The 24,249-nt window shown below is 35.1% G+C and carries 21 protein-coding genes and 1 other annotated feature; of the genes, 14 read left to right on the top strand and 7 right to left on the bottom strand.

Annotation, left to right across the window (positions count from 1 at the left end; translation table 11 throughout):
* Positions 1–173 precede the first annotated feature (173 nt).
* The 8 genes from SD1D_RS11105 to SD1D_RS11070 all read left to right on the top strand — a co-directional run bounded on the left by SD1D_RS11105 (position 174) and on the right by SD1D_RS11070 (position 10,825).
* Positions 174–1,367, top strand: coding sequence for an AI-2E family transporter (locus SD1D_RS11105; protein WP_058258972.1), 1,194 nt, complete (start codon positions 174–176; stop codon positions 1,365–1,367).
* Positions 1,368–1,537: 170 nt separating this feature from the next.
* Entirely contained in the window at positions 1,538–2,329 is a 792-nt protein-coding gene (locus tag SD1D_RS11100) for an ABC transporter ATP-binding protein (protein WP_087758911.1), read from the top strand.
* 80 nt (positions 2,330–2,409) lie between these two features.
* Complete coding sequence (locus SD1D_RS11095) at positions 2,410–4,863, top strand: COG1361 S-layer family protein (RefSeq protein WP_058258971.1); 2,454 nt, start codon at positions 2,410–2,412, stop codon at positions 4,861–4,863.
* Positions 4,864–4,894: 31 nt separating this feature from the next.
* The gene (locus tag SD1D_RS11090) at positions 4,895–5,398 is read left to right on the top strand and encodes a hypothetical protein (RefSeq protein WP_058258970.1); all 504 of its coding nucleotides are present in this window, start codon (positions 4,895–4,897) and stop codon (positions 5,396–5,398) included.
* Between the two features lie 13 nt (positions 5,399–5,411).
* Entirely contained in the window at positions 5,412–6,737 is a 1,326-nt protein-coding gene (locus SD1D_RS11085) for an ABC transporter permease (protein ID WP_242955280.1), read from the top strand.
* A 140-nt stretch (positions 6,738–6,877) separates the two neighbouring features.
* The gene (locus SD1D_RS11080) at positions 6,878–7,306 is read left to right on the top strand and encodes a zinc-ribbon domain-containing protein (protein WP_058258968.1); all 429 of its coding nucleotides are present in this window, start codon (positions 6,878–6,880) and stop codon (positions 7,304–7,306) included.
* A 42-nt stretch (positions 7,307–7,348) separates the two neighbouring features.
* Complete coding sequence (gene gltX / locus SD1D_RS11075; RefSeq protein ID WP_058258967.1) at positions 7,349–8,839, top strand: glutamate--tRNA ligase; 1,491 nt, start codon at positions 7,349–7,351, stop codon at positions 8,837–8,839.
* A gap of 150 nt (positions 8,840–8,989) precedes the next feature.
* Positions 8,990–10,825, top strand: coding sequence for an ATP-dependent helicase (locus SD1D_RS11070; RefSeq protein WP_058258966.1), 1,836 nt, complete (start codon positions 8,990–8,992; stop codon positions 10,823–10,825).
* Between the two features lie 73 nt (positions 10,826–10,898).
* Here SD1D_RS11070 and SD1D_RS11065 read toward each other — a convergent pair whose 3' ends face one another.
* A complete protein-coding gene (locus tag SD1D_RS11065) occupies positions 10,899–11,252 on the bottom strand; it encodes a DUF1292 domain-containing protein (RefSeq protein WP_058258965.1) in 354 nt (117 codons plus the stop codon).
* A gap of 197 nt (positions 11,253–11,449) precedes the next feature.
* On the opposite strand from SD1D_RS11065, the gene SD1D_RS11060 reads away from it, so the two are divergent.
* Both SD1D_RS11060 and SD1D_RS11055 read left to right on the top strand, forming a co-directional pair.
* The gene (locus SD1D_RS11060; RefSeq protein WP_058258964.1) at positions 11,450–11,695 is read left to right on the top strand and encodes a hypothetical protein; all 246 of its coding nucleotides are present in this window, start codon (positions 11,450–11,452) and stop codon (positions 11,693–11,695) included.
* 175 nt (positions 11,696–11,870) lie between these two features.
* Positions 11,871–14,297, top strand: a complete 2,427-nt coding sequence (locus SD1D_RS11055) for an ATP-dependent DNA helicase (RefSeq protein ID WP_058258963.1) — start codon at positions 11,871–11,873, stop codon at positions 14,295–14,297.
* On the opposite strand, the gene SD1D_RS11050 is transcribed toward SD1D_RS11055, so the two are convergent.
* A complete protein-coding gene (locus tag SD1D_RS11050) occupies positions 14,275–15,153 on the bottom strand; it encodes a VanZ family protein (protein WP_058258962.1) in 879 nt (292 codons plus the stop codon). The two genes, SD1D_RS11055 and SD1D_RS11050, sit on opposite strands and share 23 nt — an antisense overlap.
* A gap of 17 nt (positions 15,154–15,170) precedes the next feature.
* Positions 15,171–16,097 (bottom strand): diacylglycerol/lipid kinase family protein, encoded by a 927-nt coding sequence (locus SD1D_RS11045; protein WP_058258961.1) that lies wholly within the window; start codon positions 16,095–16,097, stop codon positions 15,171–15,173.
* A gap of 241 nt (positions 16,098–16,338) precedes the next feature.
* On the opposite strand from SD1D_RS11045, the gene SD1D_RS12505 reads away from it, so the two are divergent.
* The 4 genes from SD1D_RS12505 (at position 16,339) to SD1D_RS11025 (ending at position 18,895) form a co-directional block, all read left to right on the top strand.
* On the top strand, positions 16,339–16,638 hold the full coding sequence (locus SD1D_RS12505; RefSeq protein ID WP_058258960.1) for a spore coat associated protein CotJA: 300 nt from the start codon (positions 16,339–16,341) through the stop codon (positions 16,636–16,638).
* A 1-nt stretch (position 16,639) separates the two neighbouring features.
* Positions 16,640–16,897, top strand: coding sequence for a spore coat protein CotJB (locus tag SD1D_RS11035; protein ID WP_058258959.1), 258 nt, complete (start codon positions 16,640–16,642; stop codon positions 16,895–16,897).
* 3 nt (positions 16,898–16,900) lie between these two features.
* Positions 16,901–17,509 carry a manganese catalase family protein gene (locus SD1D_RS11030; protein WP_058258958.1) on the top strand — a complete coding sequence of 203 codons (609 nt, stop codon included), beginning with the start codon at positions 16,901–16,903 and terminating at the stop codon, positions 17,507–17,509.
* A 165-nt stretch (positions 17,510–17,674) separates the two neighbouring features.
* Entirely contained in the window at positions 17,675–18,895 is a 1,221-nt protein-coding gene (locus tag SD1D_RS11025) for a 6-phosphofructokinase (RefSeq protein WP_058258957.1), read from the top strand.
* A gap of 122 nt (positions 18,896–19,017) precedes the next feature.
* Here the strand turns inward: SD1D_RS11025 and SD1D_RS11020 are convergent, their stop codons facing one another.
* The 4 genes from SD1D_RS11020 to SD1D_RS11005 form a co-directional block, all read right to left on the bottom strand.
* Complete coding sequence (locus SD1D_RS11020; protein WP_058258956.1) at positions 19,018–20,241, bottom strand: cell wall hydrolase; 1,224 nt, start codon at positions 20,239–20,241, stop codon at positions 19,018–19,020.
* Positions 20,242–20,376: 135 nt separating this feature from the next.
* The gene (locus tag SD1D_RS11015) at positions 20,377–21,084 is read right to left on the bottom strand and encodes a lysophospholipid acyltransferase family protein (RefSeq protein WP_058258955.1); all 708 of its coding nucleotides are present in this window, start codon (positions 21,082–21,084) and stop codon (positions 20,377–20,379) included.
* 39 nt (positions 21,085–21,123) lie between these two features.
* On the bottom strand, positions 21,124–22,251 hold the full coding sequence (rpoD, locus tag SD1D_RS11010; RefSeq protein WP_058258954.1) for an RNA polymerase sigma factor RpoD: 1,128 nt from the start codon (positions 22,249–22,251) through the stop codon (positions 21,124–21,126).
* Positions 22,252–22,484: 233 nt separating this feature from the next.
* Positions 22,485–23,858 carry a TrpB-like pyridoxal phosphate-dependent enzyme gene (locus SD1D_RS11005; protein WP_334293271.1) on the bottom strand — a complete coding sequence of 458 codons (1,374 nt, stop codon included), beginning with the start codon at positions 23,856–23,858 and terminating at the stop codon, positions 22,485–22,487.
* 61 nt (positions 23,859–23,919) lie between these two features.
* Positions 23,920–24,170 (bottom strand) — a binding site (T-box leader).
* Between the last annotated feature and the right edge of the window lie 79 nt (positions 24,171–24,249).

Here is a 24,249-nt window from a genome sequence, read left to right as displayed (position 1 = left end):
AAATGTAAAAAGCGTGTTATACTATTCACAAAGTAGAAAAATATATATTAAGAAACAGGGGGTGGTTTTAGAATTAAAATATTAGATTTATCGGGGAGGGTAGGAACTTTTGATAAGGTGGTTTAGGAACATAAGATAAATTTTAGTTTAGGGAAAGGGGATAATAAAGACCAATGAAACTAAGAGACCGATTTAATCGTAAATATTTGCAGATATCCCTATATGCAATATTTACTGCAATAGTCATATATATACTTTCTCTTATAGCAAAAAATGCACCTGCAATTTTAAAGGATTTAATGGGAAGGGTAAGCTGGGTTCTGCGAGTAATTAAGCCTGTTATTTTAGGTTTTGTATTTGCATACCTTATAGAACCGGTTGTGGTTTTTTTTGAGCAGAAATTTCATAAAAGCAAATTATTTAAAAAAATGAAAAGACAAAGAACCTGGGCGGCAGTTATATCTGTTGTGCTTTTATTTATTGCAATTGCCGGCTTAATTTCCCTGTTGATTTATAGTGTGACGGATCAGCTTAGACTGGCAAATTTTGATGACTTTATAGAATTGGTAGAAAGTTACATTAGGAGTATTGAGGGATATATATATTTCATATTACAATACCTTGAAAAACTGGATATTGGCTCTAATCAGTTTGAGCAATACTTGGAGGAAACCTTGACGGTAATTATAAACTCCTTAAATGATGTAGGTCAAAGTATTGTAAATTCAATTTCAAATATATCAGGATACTTTACTACCATAGTATTTAGCTTTATTATTGGCTTTTATTTTATAATAGATGGAAAAAAGTTCAAGTCATTTTTAAAAAGGACTTCCTATGCCCTTTTATCAGAAAAAACCAATAACAAAATATCGGTTATATTAAATGATTTGGATTATGCATTCTCCGGATATATAAGGGGACAGTTAGCTGATGCCTTTGTTATGATGATATTAATAAGCTTAGTACTGTCTATAACCGGTGTTAAGTTTTCCTTAGTTATTGGGATTTTTGCAGGGATTGGAAATCTTATTCCCTATTTTGGACCGATTATCGCCTATATTAGTACAACAATTGTTTGTCTCATGAATGGGGAAATGAATAAACTGGTTATTTCCATCATTATACTTATCATTATCCAATTTATTGACGGAAACTTTATAGGGCCTAAGCTACTTAGCCGTTCCATTCAAATACATCCTCTTATCATAATTATATCTTTGATTTTTGGAAGTGCAATCGGCGGCTTTTTAGGTATGCTTCTGGCAGTTCCGGTAGGTGCTTATATTAAGTTGGTCTTTGTTAAATTTATAGATAATAGAATTGAGAAAAAAACCATTGGGGAAAAGGATAAAAGTAATTCTTAAAGTGTTTTTATTTTTTTTATCTTTTTAATGAATCTTATTAACATTCTATGTCGTCTAATATTTAGCAGTTAAGGAAAATGTTATAACTAGCAGGTATTACAAGAAGAATTGTAAAAAAATTGTAACATAATAGTGGCACTGATTTTGCCTAAAATGTAGGAAGGTGCAAAATGAATAGCAAACAGGAATATATCATAGAAGTTAAGAATGCAAAAAAAATATATCGTATGGGTAAGGAACGGATTACGGCAGTTGATGATGTAAGTTTCTCCATAAAAAAAGGAGAGTTCTGCTGTTTGTATGGTGCATCAGGTTCCGGTAAATCCACATTACTAAACCTAATGGCTGGAATTGAAAAGCTTTCGGGGGGGCAAATTACAATAAAAGGCCATAATATACATAAAATGAGTGAGAAAGGGCTGGCTAAATTTAGACAAAATACATTGGGTTTTGTTTTTCAATCTTATAATCTCCTAAATTCCATGACTGCCCTGGAGAATGTAGAACTACCCTTGGTATTCAAACATATGAACCCAAAGCGAAGGCGCAAATTGGCAAAGGAAATGCTAATAAATGTTGGATTGGGAGATCGCATAAAGCATAAACCCAAGGAAATGAGTGGAGGACAGCAACAAAGAGTCGGTATAGCCAGAGCTTTTGTCAGCAATCCTGAAATTGTATTTGCCGATGAGCCTACCGGTAATTTGGATTCAAAAACAAGTAGGGAAGTAATGGATATTATTAAGAAGATGGCAAAGGCAAATAAGCAGACCATTGTAATGGTAACCCATGATCCGAATTTGACAAAATATGCGGATCGAATTATTCATATCCTTGACGGGAAAATCCAAGAAATCACAGAAATTAAGTCGGAAACAACCCTAGATGCAGATGTTTCGGATATAAAGCAGACTGATGAAAATTTTAAACCAGAGGTTTTGCCTGCGGGAAGTTCTGGATAATATTAAAAATGAAATTATGAAATTGTGAAATTATGAAAATCAAGCTATAAGAAATTATTAAGGAAGTTGAGGGATATTGGATGAAGAAAAATACAAAAAGGTTCGTAACATGTTTTTTATCGGCCTTGCTATTACTGACTTTTGTTTTAGCTAATAGCAAGCCGGCAGCTGCACAGGAAGTTCATGTAATTAATCCTGATCCGGAGATTATTGTACTGGTACCCGGTGAGACAACCAAGGTAAAAGTGCCCATTAGAGCGGTAGGTTCTTATATAAGTTCACCGATTATTTTAGCCGATGCCACTGGTACCCCATATACCGTATCACAGCCGGTACTTCGAACAAACGGAATAGATGTACCGATGAATATAATTTATGAATTCCTAGACCAGTATGTAGAGTTTGATGTTACCGTTGCAGAGACCGCTAAGATAGGAAATTATCCTATTAAGCTGAATATTTACGGTACTTCACCGGGAGATGAAAAAGTTACGACAGAGCTTGTTGTAAATACACAGATACTTCAGGAAAAGGAACCGGCCCAGTTAACGGTTAATAAAGTAACTTATGATAATACAACAATCGGAAAGAATATGAATTTATCCTTTACAGTAAAAAACGAGGGTGAAATTACAGCAAGAAATGTGTATGTAAGTATAGATTATGGCGAGTCAGGTATGGTAGCCGGCTATTCCACTAAAAAAATTAAGGTGGAGGATGTGGCCAGCAAAAAGGAAGTGCCGATAAATCTTCCTATTCGTATTTTGCCCACGGCAAGCCCCGGTATGAATACTATAACTGTAAATCTAACATACAAATCGGAGGAAGGGGAGAATATAACCGACAGTCAAGATATTTATATAAGTTTAAAGGCAAACGACAGTAGCCCTAACCTTGTTTTGGGTAAATTTAATTATACCAATAAAGCCAAACCCGGTGAAAAGCTAGGATTGGTTTTAGAAATAAAAAATGACGGTGCCAATACAGCTTACAGACCCCGTCTTTCTGTGGATGAATCCAGTATTGGAACAGAGAATTTTATTAAAAATTATTATACAGATTACATAGAATTAAAAAATATAAAATCTAATAACACTATTAAAGTGGAAGTTCCCCTTACTATTTCAAAGGAGGCAAAAGGGGGATTAAAGGAATTAAAGCTTAATCTGGTTTATTTTGACCAACAAGGGGTGGAATATAAGGCTCCCGTAACCATATATCCCTTTATCGAAGCAGAGGGTATAAGCCAAGACGGAACCCCAGTTATAGTGGTAAAGAATGTTAAGCAAAGTCCCAGTAAGCCTGTGGCCGGGGGAAGGCTGGAAGTTTCCTTTGATATGGAGAATAAAAGTTCCATCGGTTTAAGTGACCTTAAAATTGGATTACAAGATCTGTCCGGTGATACATTTATTCCGGTTGAATCTGACCCTTACAAATATATCGGTGAGCTTAAGGCCGGAGCAACTAAGAGAATAACTATCCCCCTTAAGTTATCGGAGAACATTCAAGAGGGTTTAAATACCCTTACCATAGGATACAGCTATGCAGGGGGTAGTGATAAAGTAGATATTCCGGTACTAAATGTAGAAAATGATTTGGGTAGTGCCAGCAAGCCAAGGCTGATTGTAAGTGATTACAATGCTGATATTGAAGTGATTAAAGCCGGTTCTGTATTTAATTTCAATTTTGAAGTAAGAAATACCCATTCTTCAGTGGCGGCTAAGAATATTATTATATCAGTCAGCGGTAAATCACCACAAGATCAGTCAGAGATATTTACTGTTACTCAAGGAAGCAATAGCTTTTTTGTCAGTAAAATAGGACCGGGAGAAACAGTATCTAATACCTTGGAGCTGAAGGCTAAATCGGATGCGGCAACTTTTGCTTATCCCTTAACAGTATCAATCGAATACGAATATGACGGAATTGAGCCTAATCCTACTACCGGTCAAATCGGAGAAAAAGAGGAACATGAATTAACCTTACAGGTTGTTGAAAATGCCAGACCTGTAGTTGATTATGTACAGGTATATTCATATGACGGTCAAGTAGTAATGGGAAATCCCGCAACTGTATATTTTGATTTCTTTAATATGGGAAAATCCACCTTGAACAATGTAATAGCAACTATAGAAGGTGACTTTACAAGTACCAGCGGTAATATGTACTTTATAGGAAATGTTAATGCCGGTGAAAGTTCATCTGCCGAGTTTGAAGTAATACCAAATATAGAAGGTATGGCACAGGGAATTGTTAAGATTACATATGAAGACAGCAATGGGGATGAACAAGTTTATACAAAGGAATTTGAGACTACGGTTATGGGTGAAATGACCTGGGATCCGGGATTTGATGAGGGAAGTGACGTATTTAATCCTATGATACCCGAGCCTAAGAAAGCTATCCTTCCCACATGGGCCTTTATCTTAATACAGGTTGCCATATTTGCAATATTTGTACCTGTGACCAGAAAGGTTATTATTAGCTTATATAAGAGCAGACTTCTAAAAAAGGAAGAGGAAATGTATCAATAAGCTATATTAGCTTATAGGAATGGAGGATTTTATGAGTGAATTAGTTTTAATTGGAAGGAATGCACCGGTAACTACCGATGAGGCAAATACTGTAACAAATGTTGAAGAACCTATAACTGAAGATGAGGGTATAACTACAGATATTGATATAAATAATAGTTCTTTAGAGGGGGATTTGGAAGAAGCTGAAACAGATATGAACTTAGAGGGTGAGGGTATTACCGGTGAAGAAGGTGTCACCCCTGAATCCTTTGAAGAAGGTGTAGATGATGGTATGATTATAGATCCAAATTTAGAAGAAGGAGAACAGATGGATTTGGGTCTTGGGGAAGAATATATGGATTCAGGTTTTTTTGAAGGTGAGTTTATGGATCCTACTATGGAAACCGGGATGGGACAGGTAAAAGATCCTTTGCTTTCCTCTTGGCCATTTGTTATTGGAATTTCGGCGGCTGTACTAGCCGTAAGCATTGTTCTTGGTGCTTTACTGGCCAAGTTGAAAATCAAAAAAGGAATTGATTTATATGAGGATTAGCGATTTGTTAACAATGGGTTTAAGAAACCTGTTTAGAAGGAAAGTACGAACTATCCTGACAGTTTTGGGGGTTGTTATCGGCTGTTTATTCATTATTATAACAATTTCTATCGGATACGGTATGGATAAAAGCTTTGAAACTCAAGTTAAAGAATATGGAAGCCTTACTGCCATAACCGTAAGAAAATGGAGCTATATAACTGATGATGAGGGTAACTGGCTTGGAGAAAAAACTCAGAAGTTGGATAGAAAATTAGTGGAACAGTTTAAAGCTTTAGATCATGTTAAAACAGTAACCCCAGTTATTTCATATTATGATGGAAATCTTATTTCGGGAAAGTATATAAGCTATGCAAATATAATTGCCATGGATATGGAAGCATTTAGTGCTTTTGAATTTCCTGATTTAACATTTGGTGAATACCCCACTGTAGAAGATAATAGCACGGTGATTTTTGGTTATAATATGCCGGAGCCATTTTATGAAGGTGGGCGTTGGGATAGGATGGGAAAGACTAAGGAGATTGACTTAGAAAGAGATAGGCTAGCATATAAGTTTAGCGGAGAGTATGGACAATACAGAAGAAATGAACGAAAAAAAGAATTTGTACTTCCTATAACAAATATAGCTAAGATGGAAGAATCCAAATCTTACTATGACTATAATATATATATGGATTTGGATTACTTTGAAAAGGCATATCGCAAATACTGTGATACACTTGTTGTAGAGGATAGGAAGAAGGCATTGAAGCTTCTAGATGATTATCAAGAAATACAGCTAAATGTAGATAACATTGATAATGTGGAAGAAGTACAGGACAAAATAAGTGAAATGGGCTTTCAATCTGAAAGTTTAATTCAATTTCTTCAACCGACCATTGAAGCCTCAAAAACATTGCAACTGATATTCTTTTTCCTAGGTGCTGTCTCCATGTTCGTGTCAGCCATAAGTATTGCCAATACCATGGTTATGTCTATATACGAAAGAACCAAGGAGATTGGAATAATGAAGGTTCTAGGATGTATCGTTAAGGATATCCGATTATTATTCCTCTTTGAAGCAGGCATGATAGGGTTTATGGGGGGAGTTATAGGTGTAGGATTTAGTTATCTTGCTTCCTTTCTTATTAACAAGTACGGTCAGCCTCTTTTTGGTGCATTAATGACCGGAGGAGCAGCTATGGGTGATATTGAAGCTACATATTCGATTATCCCCATATATTTGCCATTATTGGGGCTTGGTATATCTATAATTGTGGGATTGCTTTCCGGATATTTTCCTGCAAGACGGGCAACAAAAATCAGTGCCATTGAGGCTATGAGAACAGAAAACTAAACAAGGAAAATAAGATTAAGAGGGTATCTAGAAAATTAGTTACCCTCTTTTCTCATAGGAAGACGGTAAGATAATAGAGTATAATTGATTTTTGAATTAAATATGGTATAATTAAAAAAATATAAAAAGAGGTGAGATAAGTGATATGTAATACCTGTGGAAAATCAATACAAAATGAGGAAGCTAATTTTTGTGAATATTGCGGGGCTTCTATTAGAAGTAGAAATGATTTTGGCGGAAGTGATTACCATACGAAACCCTCACCTCCTCCTGTGACAAAAGAAGTTATTATAAATCAGAATGATAAACCAGTTTCTTTTTTTGATTGGCTTGGTACTTATTTGATTTTATTTATCCCTTTAGTAGGTTCCATTATATTTTTTGTTTTGTTAATAGTATGGTCTTTTAGTCGTAATGTTTCTGAAAGTAGAAAAAATTGGGCTAGGGCTACTTTGGTGTATATACTTATAGTTTTTATTATATTAGTATTTATAATATCAATATTTGGTTCGGATCAGTTCCTAAATTTAATTAATGAGGAGATTAACCAGTATAATAATATGTTATAGACATTATAGATAGAAAATAAGGAAACAGAGAGGAAGATTGACATGAGTAAAGTTAGGACCAGATTTGCTCCTAGTCCCACAGGAAGAATGCATGTTGGTAATTTAAGAACAGCATTATATGAGTATTTAATTGCAAAGCATGAGGGCGGAAGCTTTATTTTAAGAATTGAGGATACTGATCAGGAACGTTATGTAGAAGGAGCAGTTGATATTATATATCGTACACTGGAAGGAACCGGCCTTATCCATGATGAGGGTCCTGATAAGGACGGAGGTTATGGCCCTTATGTTCAAAGTGAACGTATGGCAAGTGGTATTTATCTGGAATATGCTAAGAAGCTGATAGAAAAAGGAGCGGCTTATTACTGTTTCTGCGACAAGGATCGTTTGGCTTCATTAAAAAAGGCAGTGGGAAGCACTTCTGAAGGTGAGGATGATGAGGTTAAAGAGATTACAAAATATGACAAACATTGCCTACACCTGTCTAAGGAGGAAGTTGAAGAAAAACTGGCAGCAGGAATACCCTATGTAATTCGTCAGAATAACCCGGTAGAGGGAACAACCACATTTTATGATGCTATTTTTGGGGAGATTACCGTTGATAATGAGGAGCTAGATGATATGATTCTTATTAAATCAGACGGCTACCCCACTTATAATTTTGCCAATGTTGTAGATGACCATCTGATGGATATTACACATGTTGTAAGAGGAAATGAATATTTGTCATCTACTCCTAAGTATACAAGACTTTATCAGGATTTTGGCTGGGAGGAACCTGTTTACGTTCACCTGCCCCTAATTACCGATGAAAATCACAAGAAACTAAGTAAGCGTAGTGGTCATTCTTCCTATGAAGATTTAATAGAACAGGGCTTTTTATCCGAGGCTATCGTGAATTTTGTGGCTTTACTTGGCTGGAGTTCACCTAAAAACACAGAAATCATGTCCTTAGAGGAACTTATTCAGGAATTTGATTATAAGAATATCAATAAAGCACCGGCTGTATTTGATATTGTTAAGTTGCGCTGGATGAACGGTGAATATATTAAGATGATGGATGAAGACAGATTCTATGAGATGGCCCTACCCTATATTAAAGCTGCGATAAAAAAAGAGATGGATTTTAGAAGAATAGCCAGTTTGGTAAAGACCAGAATAGAGACCTTATGTGATATAGGGGATTTAATAGATTTCTTTGATGAGCTACCGGATTATGATATATCTATGTTTGTCCACAAAAAGATGAAGACAAGTTTCGAAAGTTCACTTACCGTACTGACAGAACTTTTACCTAGATTTGAGGCTCTTGATGATTATTCTGAGGCTTCTATAGAAACAGTAATTATGTCTTATATTAAGGAAAAGGGAATAAAGAATGGTCAAGGATTATGGCCGGTAAGAACCGCTGTATCCGGTAAACAGTCAACTCCGGGAGGGGCTTATGAAATTATGAGCCTTCTTGGTAAGGAAGAAAGCTTAAGGCGTATTAGAATTGCCATCGATAAACTGTCTAAGGCAGTAAATAATTAATTAGTTTATTAATTTCTTATATTAAGCAGTGGGACTGTTTCAGAAAATGAAACAGCCCCATCTTTATCTTTTCTTAAGTGTGTATCTTGTATCAAGCTTATCTGATATTCTTTCGATTATATCCGGATATCAAAAAATAAGGAGAATTATATGATGTTAAATCAGGCGCAGCAAGAAGCCGTAGGACACAAGGATGGGCCTATGCTTGTTTTAGCCGGTCCCGGTTCTGGAAAGACCTTGGTTATAACTGAACGAACTAAATATTTAATAAATAAACACAAAATTTCTGAAGGAAATATCCTAGTAATTACATTTACCAGGGCAGCTTCAAAAGAAATGAAGGATCGTTTTCTAAAAACCATGAAAAGATCAAAAACCGCAGTAAACTTCGGTACATTTCATAGTGTTTTTTTCACTATATTAAAATATGCCTATAACTTGAGTGTTAATAATATTATCAAGGATGATGAAAGAATAAATTGCATTAAGAGCATTATTAATAAAATGGGAATTAGTTATGATGATGAAAAGGAGTTTATAGCTGAAATCTTATCTGAAATTAGTATGGTAAAAGGCAATAGGATAGAGCTTTCAAGCTATTATTCAAGCTCTTGTGGAGATGAAGTTTTCAGAAGAATTTATCAAGAATATAACAAAAAAATTCGCCAGGCTAACCGAATTGATTTTGACGATATGCTTTTATTGTGTTATGAGCTATTATCACAGAGAGAGGATATATTAAGGCTGTGGCAGGATAAGTTTAGATATATATTAATTGATGAATTTCAAGATATTAATATATTACAGTATGATATAATAAAACTGTTGGCAAAGCCTAGAAACAATCTATTTATTGTAGGAGATGACGATCAGTCTATTTACAGATTTCGCGGTGCAAGGCCGGAAATTATGCTTAATTTCCCTAAGGACTATCCTAATTGCAAAAAAATATTTCTGAATATAAATTATAGGTCAGGGATAAAGATTATAGAGACTGCTAATAAATTGATTTCAAATAATAAGGTTCGCTATGAAAAGTCATTAAAGCCCCATAAAAAGGATGAAGCTAGGGTGGTAAGCTGCCAATTTGAAACTATGGGGGAGCAAAACATAAAACTGGTGGAGGAGATTTATAAGCTTTTTAAAAGTGGGATACCCTTGTCAGAAATGGCTATTTTGGTTCGTACCAATCTTGGTGCCGGAGCCATTATTCATAAGCTGATGGAGTATAATATTCCCTTTTTTGCCGGAGATAATATTCCTAATATCTACGACCATTGGATAACCGAGGATTTAATTGCGTATATGAGAATTGCTATGGGGGAAGACGGCAGGGGTCTGTATCTTCGGATTATAAACAGACCAAAGCGCTATATAAGCCGGGAATGCTTTGATACATCCCAGGTTAATTTTGAAGATCTTTATAATTATTATGAAGATAAGGAGTGGATGATAGACAGAATAGATCAGCTGGAATATGATTTGGCAATGCTTGCAGGGATGAGTCCTTATGCAGCAATTCAATATATCAGAAGAGCCGTAGGATATGAGGATTTCCTTAAAGAATATGCAAAGGATAGGAGATTAAGTGAAGAAGAACTAATTGATGTTCTAGATGAGATACAGGAGGGTACAAAAGGATTTGATTCTTTTGTTGAATGGTTTGAATATATTAAACAGTATAAGGAGGAGCTTAAAAAACAGGCTCAACATAATACTAATAAAAATATTGATGGTATAAGAATAATGACCATGCATAGTTCTAAGGGGTTGGAATTTGAAACCGTCTTTATTGTGGATGTCAATGAAGATATTACTCCCCATAAAAAAGCCCTATTACCTGAAGATATTGAAGAAGAGAGAAGGTTATTTTATGTTGCTTTAACAAGAGCCAAGAAATATCTCTATATATTTTCCCCTAAAAAACGTTATAACAAGGATATGGAACCCTCACGGTTTATTAATGAACTTAAGGGAAATAATTAATAAGGCTATTCCATAATTATAGTTATGGAATAGCCTTAATTACTTATTAATTAAAGAATCGGAGAGTTTATATTTATTCCTCATCTTCTTCATCTTCAAAATCATCATCATCAAATAGCTCGTCAAATTCTTGCTCATCAAGAATTTCTTCAAATGCATCAGCAACAGCTTCAAATTCGTCGTCATCTTCGATGTTAAGAAGCTGGGGCTCATCATTTTCATCTTCCTGTATAAAACGGTACAGGAATACATTATCCTCTTCCTCTCCTTCTATAGGTTGAAGGGCAATATAATCTTTATCATTTACTGTAAAGATTTCTAAGACGATACATTGTAATTCGGTTCCGTCGTCCAATGATAATGTAATGATATCATGGTAATGATCGTGCCCGCATCCGCAGCTATCGTTATGAATGTGTTCGCTCATAATACTACCTCGCTTTTTAATTTTTTCCCTGATAAAAGAATCAGTGGAATATAAATAGAATGTATCAGATTGAGGAAAAAAATGCAAGCAAAAGATATATTTATTAAAAAATATATTGACTTTATATTAAAATATTTTAAAATAAAAACGTGGGAAAACCATATCAGTAATAATATAAAAGAGAGGGGTACATTTAGGTGGCTGCAACAAAGCCTAAAGAAAATGAAGCTAGGAATCAAAAAATTCCGCCGGAATTACAAGCGGATAAACATGAGGTAAAAAAACGGCTTGAACGGGAAAAGAAAGCCCTTAAGAAAAAGCAGCTGGAGGAGGATTTTGGCAGACAAAAACGTCAAATAAAGGGTAAGAAAAATACCAAGACTAATTGGACCAGACAATATGAATATGGACTGCTAGACGAGGATGATTATTCAGATTACTAGATAGAAGCTTTCTTGGAATTAACCTGTACATATGTTATACTATATAAGATAAATATACTAGCAGCTTATTATTGACATCTTAGGAACTTAGGTTCTTAAGATGTCTTTTGTAATATATATAAATACAAATATTTTAAAAATTTTTGTATTGGCAAGGTTTTGGAGGAATTTATAAATGGGCGACAGTAAAAAGGAGATTAAAATATCGGTAAGAAACCTGGTAGAGTTTATTATGCGGTCAGGGGATCTTGATAATACCCGTAGTAGTAAAAATGAAGTTGAGGCCATGCAGGCAGGTAGCCGAATTCATAGAAAGATTCAAAAACAGATGGGGGCAAACTATACCCCTGAAGTTCCCCTTAGTATAACGGTTCCTGTTAACTATAAAGAGGTAAATTTCGATTTAACTGTTGAGGGTAGAGCCGATGGAATTATTAAAAATAATTTAGATGAAATCAATTATATGTCTGCTCTTATATCTAATGAGGAGATTACTAAAGCCTCAGAGATTACTGTAGATGAGATAAAAGGGGTTTATAAGGATTTAGACCTTCTTACGGAGCCTGTTTTGGTACATCGGGCACAGGTCATGTGCTATGCTTATATTTATGCTGTCAAATATAATCATGAAAGAATTGGTATAAGACTAACTTATTGTAATATGGAGTCAGAATGCCAAAAACATTTTGAAGAAGTTTTTTCGATAGACCAGTTAACAGACTGGTTTAATAATCTAATTAAAGAATATGCTAAATGGGCAGTTTGGCAGATGAAATGGATTATTAAAAGGGATGAAGAAATTAATAAAGTGGATTTTCCCTTTCCCTATAGAAAAGGACAAAAAGACTTAGTTACCGGAGTATATAGAACAATTTTAAGAAAGAAAAATTTATTTATAGAAGCACCTACCGGAGTAGGTAAGACTATATCTACTATATTTCCTGCCGTGAAAGCTATGGGAATGGGTATTTGCTCTAAAATTTTTTATCTTACTGCAAAGACTATTACAAGAACCGTGGCTGAAGATACATTTCACTTGCTGATGAAGCAAGGAATTAGTATGAAAGTTACTACTATTACTGCTAAAGAAAAAATTTGCATCCTAGATAAGCCGGACTGTAATCCCATATCTTGTAATAGGGCAAAAGGCCATTATGACAGAGTTAATGATGCTGTTTATGATATGTTAACCAGTGAGGATGAAATTTCTAGAGATTTAATTTTAAGTTATGCCGGAAAACATATGGTTTGCCCCTTTGAAATGTCTCTGGATATAAGCTTATGGTCAGATGCTATTATCTGTGATTATAACTATGTTTTTGATCCCAATGTTTATCTTCGAAGATTTTTTGCTAATGAAAAGCAGGAAGAGTATGTATTTCTTATAGATGAAGCCCATAACCTGGTAGATAGAGCCAGGGAAATGTATAGTGCTATTTTGTATAAGGATGATTTTCTTAAAGTTAAATCTCTAGTGAAAGGACATGCTCCCAAGCTAATAAAAATGCTGGATAAATGTAATAAGGATTTGCTGAAGAAAAAAAGAGAATGTGATGAATTTGAGGTATTGGATGACATAGGTGACTTATATATTCATTTAATGGGATTAATGACTGAGTACGAAGCCTACCTGCAGGATTATAAACTAGAAGAAGGAAGAGAAGAAATCCTAAAGTTGTATATGGATATTCGCCATTTCCTAAACATATATGAAATCCTAGATGATTGCTATACTATTTATACAGATTATGATGAGGAAGATAATTTTCGGATTAAGCTACAATGTATGGATCCTTCAAGGAATTTAAGCCGATGTTATGAGAAGGGGAGAAGTGCGGTTTTGTTTTCAGCTACCCTGCTTCCTATTAAGTACTATAAGGAACAATTAGGAGGAAAAGAAGATGATTATGCCGTATATGCTCCCTCCTCATTTAGTAAAAAGAATAGGATTATAATGGTGGCAAAGGATGTAAGCACAAAATATACCCGTAGAAATGAGAGGGAATATGGTAAAATTTTAAATTATATTAAAGAATTTACAAGGGCAAAAACCGGCAATTACATGGTTTTCTTTCCTTCCTATCAAATGCTGCAAACCATTGCTGATATGGCCGGGAACGATATAGAAGGACTTGTAGTACAAAGTGCTAATATGACGGAAGAGGAGAGGGAAGTATTTTTAGATGAATTTGTAGAAAATCCTGTAACAAGCAGGGTGGGTTTTTGTGTTATGGGGGGGATATTTAGTGAAGGAATTGATCTAAAAAATAGCAGGCTAATTGGTGTAGTTGTTGTAGGAACCGGTCTGCCCATGGTATGTAATGAGAGAGAGTTATTTCGGTCTTATTATGAGGAAAAAGTCGGCAAGGGTTTTGAATATGCCTATCTATATCAGGGTATGAATAAGGTCCTACAATCGGCCGGAAGAGTAATTCGGACCAAAGAGGACCATGGGGCAATTCTTTTATTAGACGAAAGATTTCTTAAGGCTCAGTATTATCAGCTGTTTCCTAGGGAATGGTTTCCTTTTGAGCCGGTAAACCTTTCGGAGATGTCTTTAAAGCTTACGGATTTTTGGCTTAAAAATACAGAGGCTTATTAGAATATCTGGCTTTTGAACCCTTTGACAGGAAATTTTTACCTGAAACCCAGCGATAGATGGCATTAGTTAAATAGAATAATAATGCTCCTATTGCTCCCCCAATTAAGCCATAAATTAGGTCATCAATGTCGCATCTGCCAGGGATTATTAAATACTGAATCAATTCAATTGTAGATGGAAGTAAGAGTAAGTAGATTAGCCAGATAAATTTGGAGGTATTTCGAAGCAACAAAATACCATAGTAGCCATAGGGCATATATATAAGTATTCTGCTAATAAAATAGATAAATATGTCACTAAAAGGTATCATATGATTAATATAATTCTCTATCTGTGTAGCACTTGTCCAAAACGGAGTAAAGTTTACACTGTCAAATATAGGGTATATTCTTGGATAAGTCTTCTGACCAAATGAGATATATATAAGGACTGTAATATAAAAGAGTAAAAATATAATATTAACATTTCGATAGAAACTATTGAAATGTTCAATTCTTGATCCATAATCAAACATATGGCGTATAAAACAGTGTATCACCGGTATTAGCCAATTAAGGGCAAGAATACCAAGTAAGCTTTTAGTAAAAGGCAGAAGTTTAGTATCTGCCCCAAAATATATAAGTAAAGTAATAATAGTAGAGATAAACAAAGTTAAAATGGTATACAAAGTACAAGCTTTATAGGTTAAAGATTGTTCTAATAGAATATGTATACTTAATATAACAACCACACTACTAATTCCGAGAATAATAAAAGGTGAAGTAAAGAACAAGTAAGCTGCAAACTGTAATATTATGCTTATAATACTTAAAAATATAATCAATGAGGATAACTCCATAGAGGAGCGCTTTCTCATGGTTACACCTGCTTTCATTATAATATCATACGAATTTTTTTGGGAATGCAGCGAATGCTGATATGAGAACTAAAGGCTGGGGTTTCTCCGTCAGTATGAATTGCCGCTTCCCTATCTGATATAATCTCTATACTGGAACACTTAAAGTATTTTACGGTCTTAAGCTTAATATGTTTACCAAAGATTATGGTAGGTAAAAGCAACATGACAATAGCCTGAGGCATTCCATGGACTAGACAGACGTTTAACTTACCGTCCCTAGGGTCAGCACCGGGAGCCATCATAAGACCTCCGCCTTCAAATGGATGTATCATACCTGATATTAGAAGTACATTTTTAAAATGATCTTTCTTAATACCATCTATGAGAATGGTTGAATTTAAGAAATCAACTTTAAATAATTGCTTAATAGCCAGTGCAAGATAGACAAACTTACCTGCACCAAATCTGTTTAATTTCTTTTTTAACTCTGATGACTGAACTTCAACACATACACTGGCATCATATCCCGTACCACTGGAACATATAAATTTTCTGCTTTTAGCTTCTTTTTTATGGTATGTAATCTCACCATAATCTAAATATGTAAATTTATTGGGTTTTAATACATTTGATAAGGCCTTCAGTGGTTTTTTTGATATCTTAAGGCTTCTTGCCAAGTCATTACTGGAACCTGAAGGAATATATCCTAAAAACACTTCGTCATAATTGTCTATTCCGTTGATTACTTCATTTAAAGTACCGTCTCCACCTAGAACAACTATATTTTTAATTCCTTTATACTTACGGCAGATTTCCTCGGCTAGTTCTGTGGCATGGCCCTCATACTGTGTAAAGTCTGCTGTGTAAGAAATATTCTGAACTTCTAGCTCTTTCTCTATAATCTGCCAATAACGAATTCCCTTTCCTGAGCTAGAATTTGGATTAATTAAAAAATGATACATTATTTTGTCTTCTCCCTTTACCCTATTATCTGCCTTTATTAAATTGATAATTAAATATTATATGAAATAAGTTTCATTGTCAATTGTTTGCGCAGAATATTACAGTAAATTTTAGTCAGATAAGACAGTGTTTTAAATTTGATTTTAACCTAAAAACAGGCACAGAATTGTCCTTGCTTCATAAGATATATAGAACGAAAGAGTGTATTAAATGATGATAAAAATTGAAAGGAGTATATAGATGGAGAGACGGATGTATCGTAGCACGGGTCGCGGTAGATATGCTACACCATATAGACAGACACAGCCGGTATGCGATGATATCGTAGGAAAATATGATCCGGATAAAGATTGTGGGTGTGACAAAGACAGAAGAAGCTATTGCGAAGATGATTTCAAACCGGAACGATTTCCAATAGGCATGTGTTATGTTCCCTGGCAATGCTTTAGGGACTTATATGAAAATGAGTTTGTTGCTCTAGAAAATGGAACCTTATTTAAGGAATTGGATAAAGACTGGTATGGAAGGGGTTGTAAGTAGGGTGGATAGAACAAATAGAGAAAAATTATTTGCTTGTATTACAGCAACAAGCTTCGTCTTGGATGATTTAAGAATCTATCTTGATACCCATCCTAATGACCAGGAAGCTTTAGATTATTGGAGGAAGGTAGAGAGAGTAAGAAATGAAGCTGTTGAAGAATATACAAAATGCTATGGACCTATCAACAGCTATGATGTAGATGTAAAAAACAAATGGACTTGGGTAGAAGAACCATGGCCATGGGAAGGTAGGTGCTAGTATATGTGGAGTTATGAAAGAAGATTACAATATCCTGTAAATATTAAACAACGTAACCCCAGGCTGGCCCAGGTAATAATAAGCCAGTTTGGCGGCCCTGACGGTGAGCTTGCTGCTTCTATGCGCTATCTGTCACAGCGTTATTCCACAAAAAACAGGAAAGTGGCAGGTGTGCTTACAGATATAGGGACTGAAGAACTGGCACACATGGAAATGGTCAGTGCTATTGTCCATCAGCTTACAAAAGATTTAACACCCCAAGAAATAATGGAAGGCAACTTTGAAAGGTATTATGTAGATCATACTTTGGCCCTGTGGCCTCAGTCTGCCGGTGGAATACCCTTTAATGCTTGCTTCTTCCAGAGTAAAGGTGATCCAATTACCGATATGGTTGAGAATATGGCAGCGGAGCAAAAAGCAAGAACCACCTATGATAATATTTTACGTCTTGTCCATGATCATGATGTATGTGATCCTATTAAATTCTTAAGGCAAAGAGAAATCAACCATTTCCAAAGATTTGGTGAGGCCTTAAGAATAATAACTGAGGAATTAGATTCAAAGAATTTCTATGCAATTAATCCAGATTTTACAGCGGATTTATGTAAATAAAACAATAAGCCCAAAGGCATTAGCTTTTGGGCTTATTTTTGTATGGTAGGATGAATATTCAAAAATGGGGTAGTATAAACATAAGAATAAGTAACTTGACGCTTAAATCTATGCATGGTAAAATATTGGAACAAAACATAGCATTACTTGCTTAAGGAGGAAAAAATGAATAACTTATTAGTAGCACAATCAGGCGGTCCGACAACGGCTATAAATGCCACCCTGGTTGGTGTATTAAAGGGAGCCAGAATTAGTGATAAGGTAGATAAAGTATTTGGCGCTAAGAATGGTATAGAAGGGGCAATTAACGACAACCTGATTGACCTTAATGAATTGCTTAAGGACACAGAGGCTTTAGATACCCTGACCTATACTCCATCATCTGCCCTAGGATCTTGCAGATACAAGATGAAGGATTGGAGAGAAGATGATGAGCCTTATAAGAAAATAATTGATACCTTTATCAAGCATGAAATCAAATATTTTATCTATATCGGTGGAAATGACTCCATGGACACCGTTAATAAGCTTGCAGAATATTGTAAAATGAATAATCATGATTTCTATATTATGGGTGCTCCTAAGACTGTTGATAATGACCTAAATCTTACAGATCACAGTCCCGGATTTGGTTCTGCAGCAAAGTATATTGCTACTACAATTTCTGAAATAGAAAGAGATATCAGTGTATATGATATTCCTGCTGTAACTATCGTAGAAATTATGGGTAGAAATGCCGGTTGGCTTACAGCTGCTTCAGCTTTAGCTAGGGTTAATGGTGGACCAGGTCCTGATTTAATTTATTTGTGTGAAAAGGACTTTGACAATGATAAATTTATTCAGGATATAAAGGACAAGTTGGCAGTAAAGCCCGGTGTTTTAGTTACTATCAGTGAAGGTATTAAATACAGTGACGGTTCATATGTGTCTGATTCCATATCCAGTGGAGCTGTAGACAATTTTGGTCATAAATATATTGCAGGATCTGCCAAGGCATTAGAACAGTTGGTAAGAAATGAAATCGGCTGTAAGGTAAGAGCTATTGAACTTAACCTAATGCAAAGAGCAGCGGCTCATATTGCCAGTGAAACTGACATTATTGAGTCTCAAATGCTTGGCCAAAAGGCATTTGACTGTGTTGTTAACGGTGTGACCGGTAAAATGGCAGCTATTCATAGACTAGGTGATAATCCTTATCAAGTGGAATTTACAGCTGTTGATGTTAGCCAAGTTGCAAACCACGAAAAAACCGTACCGACAGATTGGATTACACCTGAAGGCAATGATGTGACTGAAGAGATGATGACATATCTAAGACCTCTTATTATGGGTGAAGTTAATATTAAGTATGAAAATGGTATTCCTAAACAGTTAAGACTTTATTAATTTTCTGATTTAATAATTATGATTAAGATTTAATTGTAAAGGGGCACTTATAATCTTATAGTGCAAGGCTATGACTGCATTATAAGATTATAAGTGCCCTAATATTTGCAATAAAAATCTAATTACCAGAACAAATGATCCTGTATCTTTACACTGTTTTTCTTTTGATCGTGTCCTTTTCTTACAGCAGCTTTATATTCATTAAAGTACAAACGATCACCTATATTATTTTCACCGGATAAGGCGGCTTTTGCGGCCTTTATTGAAAGCAGTTGAGATTTTGATGAATAATTATCATACAATTCTAATTGTTTAGCCAGGGACCCGTTTGTTGCCACAGTAAACTGACCGGATTGATAAATTACTTTCTCTATAGTATTGGGATATTTAGATGATTTTACTCTGTTTAATACAACATTGGCAACGGCCAGTTTCCCTTCATAGCTTTGATTACCAGCTTCTGAATGAACTAAGCAGGCTAGTAATTTTAATTCATCTTCGGTATAATTTACTTCTTCCCTATATTTAATCTCTGTTTCTTTTTTGATTCTTTCTTCTTCCTGTATTTTTTTAAGTTCTTCTTCCTCTGCTTTGGATATGGCTTTATTAAAATCTATTAGAATATCAACATACTCTTTTTTTACATAACCCATAACCTTATCATCGGTGATATCTACTTTTACCCAGTCATCTAAAAGGTCGATTACAGGATAGGATTCCTTTTCGTATATAACCGTAACTACTTCAGAGTCGGGGTCTGGTTTTTTCCTTACATTTAAACCATCTGCATTAACCGTTATCTTCTTGATACCGTATTTTTCAATTAATTCGTCATCGGAAATGCCGGTTTTTAAATATTTAGATTTGATATAGCCTTTAACACTGCCGGATTCGATATAATACCAATCTTCCATTGTATCTAATATTATGGCTGCTGAGTCCCTGTAAAGTTTACCCATAATATCACTGTCAGTATTTGCATCGCTTCTAATATTTACATAGGTATCTGCAATTGATATGCCTATATTGAAATACTGAGATTCTTCAGCCTTATTGTTGTCATCTGAGAAGGAAGATTTATATTTATTGAAACCGCTTATTCCATTGGTGTTTTTATCTACTAGGCTGTTAATATACTCTTTTGAAAGATACAGCTGCTGATTAACTAAGGCCATACTATCATAATAATTTGAAATAGCCTTCAAACTAAAACTTTCAATTTTTTGCACTTTTGGATTCTCCCTATTAACAGGAAGATATGATGGAAGTATAAATTCAAAAAATATAAAAGTACAAAAAGAAGATAAAAACACTAGCATGGAAAATATGGTTCGTTTCATATTCATAATTCACCTTCCAAGAGTGTTGTTTCGGTATCAAAAGCTATTATATCCCAATTTAAGCAAAAAGGCAAATATTACAAGGACAAATATGGTAATAATTTATATATTTATAAATTGATTTATACAAATTAACAAAATTTAAGCTTCTTCTAGAATTTTATTCTCTATCAATTTAGACACAGTTTCAGCTATTTCAGTTGATTTCATATCTTTATAATCATGGTAATAAAGAGGCTTTAAATAATGGACATGAACCATTTGCTTACGGATTGATCCGGTATCAAATACTTTATAGGAATCTATTAAGGCAATGGGAACTATAGGGCATTTGGCGTTCATGGCGCTTTTAAAGCTGCCTCCTTTAAATGGAAGAAGATTATTACCATCCTTTGAACGGGTTCCTTCGGCAAATATAATAAAGTTTTCACCGGATTTTACCCGCCGGGTCATATTCTTAATAACTCCCATGGACTGTCTGATATCTTCCCTATCAATAATTTCCGCTTGTAAAAGTTTAATAACTTGCTTTAAAAGAAAAATATCTTTAACTTCTTTTTTCATTACTGTTGCCAAGGGCCTTTCATGGGTCTGTATGATTGCAAGAGCATCAAATAATCCCTGATGATTGGGAAACATTATATAGCCGTTTTCTTTTGGAAGATTCTCAAGGCCGGTAACACGGATTTTAACCCTGCCCCTCTTTATAATAGTTAATACTATTTTTCGAAGATAGTCATATCTGGTTTTTACATCATATTTTTCAATATTGCAAAGTCTAAATATTTTGAATATCCAAAAAGGAAGGTTAAACAGACTTCGAATTACCATTAATATAATTCTTTTCATTAAAGCAATCCTTTCTTAAATAAATGTATGTAAGTTAGGTCAAAGGATTTCGAAGCCCTTTAAATGTTTTGAACGGCTGGGATGCCTAAGTTTTCTCAGGGCCTTTGCCTCAATCTGTCGGATTCTTTCTCGGGTAACATGAAACTCCTTACCGACTTCTTCTAAAGTTCTTGTTCTACCGTCTGTTAAGCCAAAGCGAAGCATTAGAACTTTTTGTTCCCTTTCTGTTAAAGTGTCAAGAAGTTTTGATATCTGATCTTTAAGACTAGAATAGGTGGCCACTTCCTCTGGGCCCAAGGTATTTTCGTCTTTAATAAAATCACCTAGATGACTATCATCCTCTTCACCGATAGGAATGTCTAGGGAAATAGGATCAGATGAAATTTTTAAAACTTCGCGAACCTTTTCAACAGGCATATTCAATGCTTCGGAAAGTTCCTCTTCTGTAGGCTCCCTGCCCAGATCTTGAAGGAGGGCTCTGGATGTACGGTAGGTTTTATTTATTATCTCTGACATATGAACAGGAATGCGTATAGTACGGCTTTGATCGGCAATGGATCTGGTAATTGCTTGTCTAATCCACCAAGTGGCATATGTACTAAATTTAAAACCTTTTGTATAATCGAATTTCTCAACGGCTTTAATTAAGCCTAAATTTCCTTCCTGTATTAAATCCAGAAATGATAGGCCTCTTCCTACATACCGTTTAGCTATGCTTACAACCAGACGAAGATTGGATTCGGCAAGTAATTGTTTGGCGGTTTCATCACCGTCTTCTATACGTTTAGCCAGTTCAATCTCTTCTTCGGTACTTAATAAAGGGTAGTTGCCAATCTCTTTCAAATATAAATGAACAGGATCATCCGATACAATATTGTCAGTGGATGTCATGTATATGTCTTCTTGGGAGGATATTTCTTCTGCTGGCTCATCAAGTTCTAGTAGTTCCTCATCTTGTTCATTAACATCTTCCGGAGTGTCTAATACAACAATGTTATAAGTCTCAAGTTTTTCAAAAACCTTATCAACTTGCTTATTATCAAGTTTTAAATCCTTAATAAAAGTATTGATCCTTTCAACTTCAATAATACCTTGTTCCTTTTTAGCATATTTAACTAGTTCTCCAAATTTTTTTTCAAAATTATTATGGACAATCTGTTCATTCATAGATGTACCTCCATCTTTAGAACTTGAAATACTAAGCATTATTATAACATAGGCTAGGACATATTAAAACAAGTAAAATTACAGGCCCCAGCAATATAAAAATGATGGAGTTATATGGTGATAAGCAGAGGTTAAATTAAAAAAATAGGCATTATGATATAAGCATAATACCTATTTTTTCTTTAGTTTATGATTATGTTACTTGTCTTATTAATATGCAATCTTATTAGGGTTTAATTAACCTTAGGAAGTAGATCAAAACCTTTTTGTAAATTTTCGTCACTGGGAATATAATCTGTCATGGTACCGCTTAGGTAGGAATTATAGGCTGTCATATCAAAATACCCTGTTCCGGTAAGGCCAAAGAGTATGGTCTTTGCCTCCCCTGTTTCCCGGCAGCGGATTGCCTCATCAATTGCAGCCCGTATGGCATGGGCAGATTCCGGTGCGGGAAGGATAGTTTCTTGTTTTGCAAAAAGTACGGCAGCTTCAAATACTTTGGTTTGTTCCACTGCTATAGCTTCCATATATCCATCGTGATATAGCTTAGATAAAATTGGGGACATGCCATGGTAACGAAGTCCTCCCGCATGGTTAGCTGAAGGAATAAAGCGGCTTCCTAGGGTATACATTCTTGCTAGGGGCGTAACCCTTCCCGTGTCACAAAAATCATATGCATATTTTCCTCTGGTAAGAGAAGGACATGAGGCAGGCTCAACAGCTACTATTCTAGGAGAAGCTTTGCCGGTCAATTTATCCTGCATAAAGGGTGCAATTAAACCGCCTAAATTAGAGCCTCCGCCGGCACATCCTATGACTATATCAGGATATTCATCCAGCATTTCTAATGCTATCTTACTTTCAAGTCCGATTATTGATTGATGAAGTAATACCTGATTTAAAACTGAGCCAAGCACATAACGATATCCGGGATTGGACATGGCTTTTTCTATAGCCTCCGATATGGCACATCCTAAGCTTCCGCCGGTATCAGGATTCTCCTTTAAAATTTCCTGCCCTATTTTAGTAGTATTGCTGGGGCTTGGGACTATTTCAGCACCGTAAGTCTGCATAACAGTTTTTCTAAAAGGTTTCTGTTCGTAGGAAACTTTTACCATATAGACTGTTAAAGGTAGGTTGTAGAAGGCGCAGGCTTCGGCTAGTGCTGTTCCCCATTGACCGGCTCCGGTTTCGGTAGTAAGCCCTTTAAGCCCTTGCTTTTTAGCATAATAAGCTTGTGCGATAGCAGAGTTTAACTTATGACTTCCTGATGTGTTATTACCTTCATATTTAAAGTAAATTTTTGCCGGTGTTTTTAAGGCCTTTTCTAAATTGTAAGCACGAACTAAAGGGGAGGGACGGTACATCTTATAAAATTCCTGTATTTCTTCGGGAATATCAAAATACCTAGTTGTACAATCCATTTCTTGATGAGCCAGTTCTTCGCAAAATATCGGATAAAGATCTTCTACCTTGACGGGTTTTAAAGTGGCTGGATTAAGAAGGGGATCATGTTGCTGTTTCATATCCGCCCGTAGATTATACCATTGTTTTGGCATCTGATCTTCAGTAAGATATAAGCGATGGGGGATTTTTTTTGCCATAATAATTCTCCTTTCTTTTTTGAAAACAAAAGTTTTGTATAAAAAAAGCATTTGTTCCAGCAATCACTGGGACAAAAGCTTAGACTTCTGCGGTACCACCCGGTTTGGTGCGGCTGCACCCACTTATTCCATGTACATATATACATGCTCCCTTGATAACGGTTGGAGATACCGTCAGGTATTACTCGTCAGCATTGCTGATTTTCTTCCTGCCCTCGTAAGTCCATTCAGTATTACATTTATTATTGCAATTCCACCCTCTGCAACTCTCTGTAAATAATGATAATACTTACTATTCTTACTCGACGGTTTATGGTAATATTCACTATTTTTATCAATTTTGTTCTAGTATATAATCCTTAAGGTAAAATGTCAATATATAGATATATTTATT

The organism is Herbinix luporum (genome assembly GCF_900070325.1).
Classification (GTDB): Bacteria; Bacillota; Clostridia; order Lachnospirales; family Lachnospiraceae; genus Mobilitalea; species Mobilitalea luporum.
Note: the sequence above shows the minus strand (reverse complement) of the source record. Positions and strands in the feature narration are given on the sequence as shown.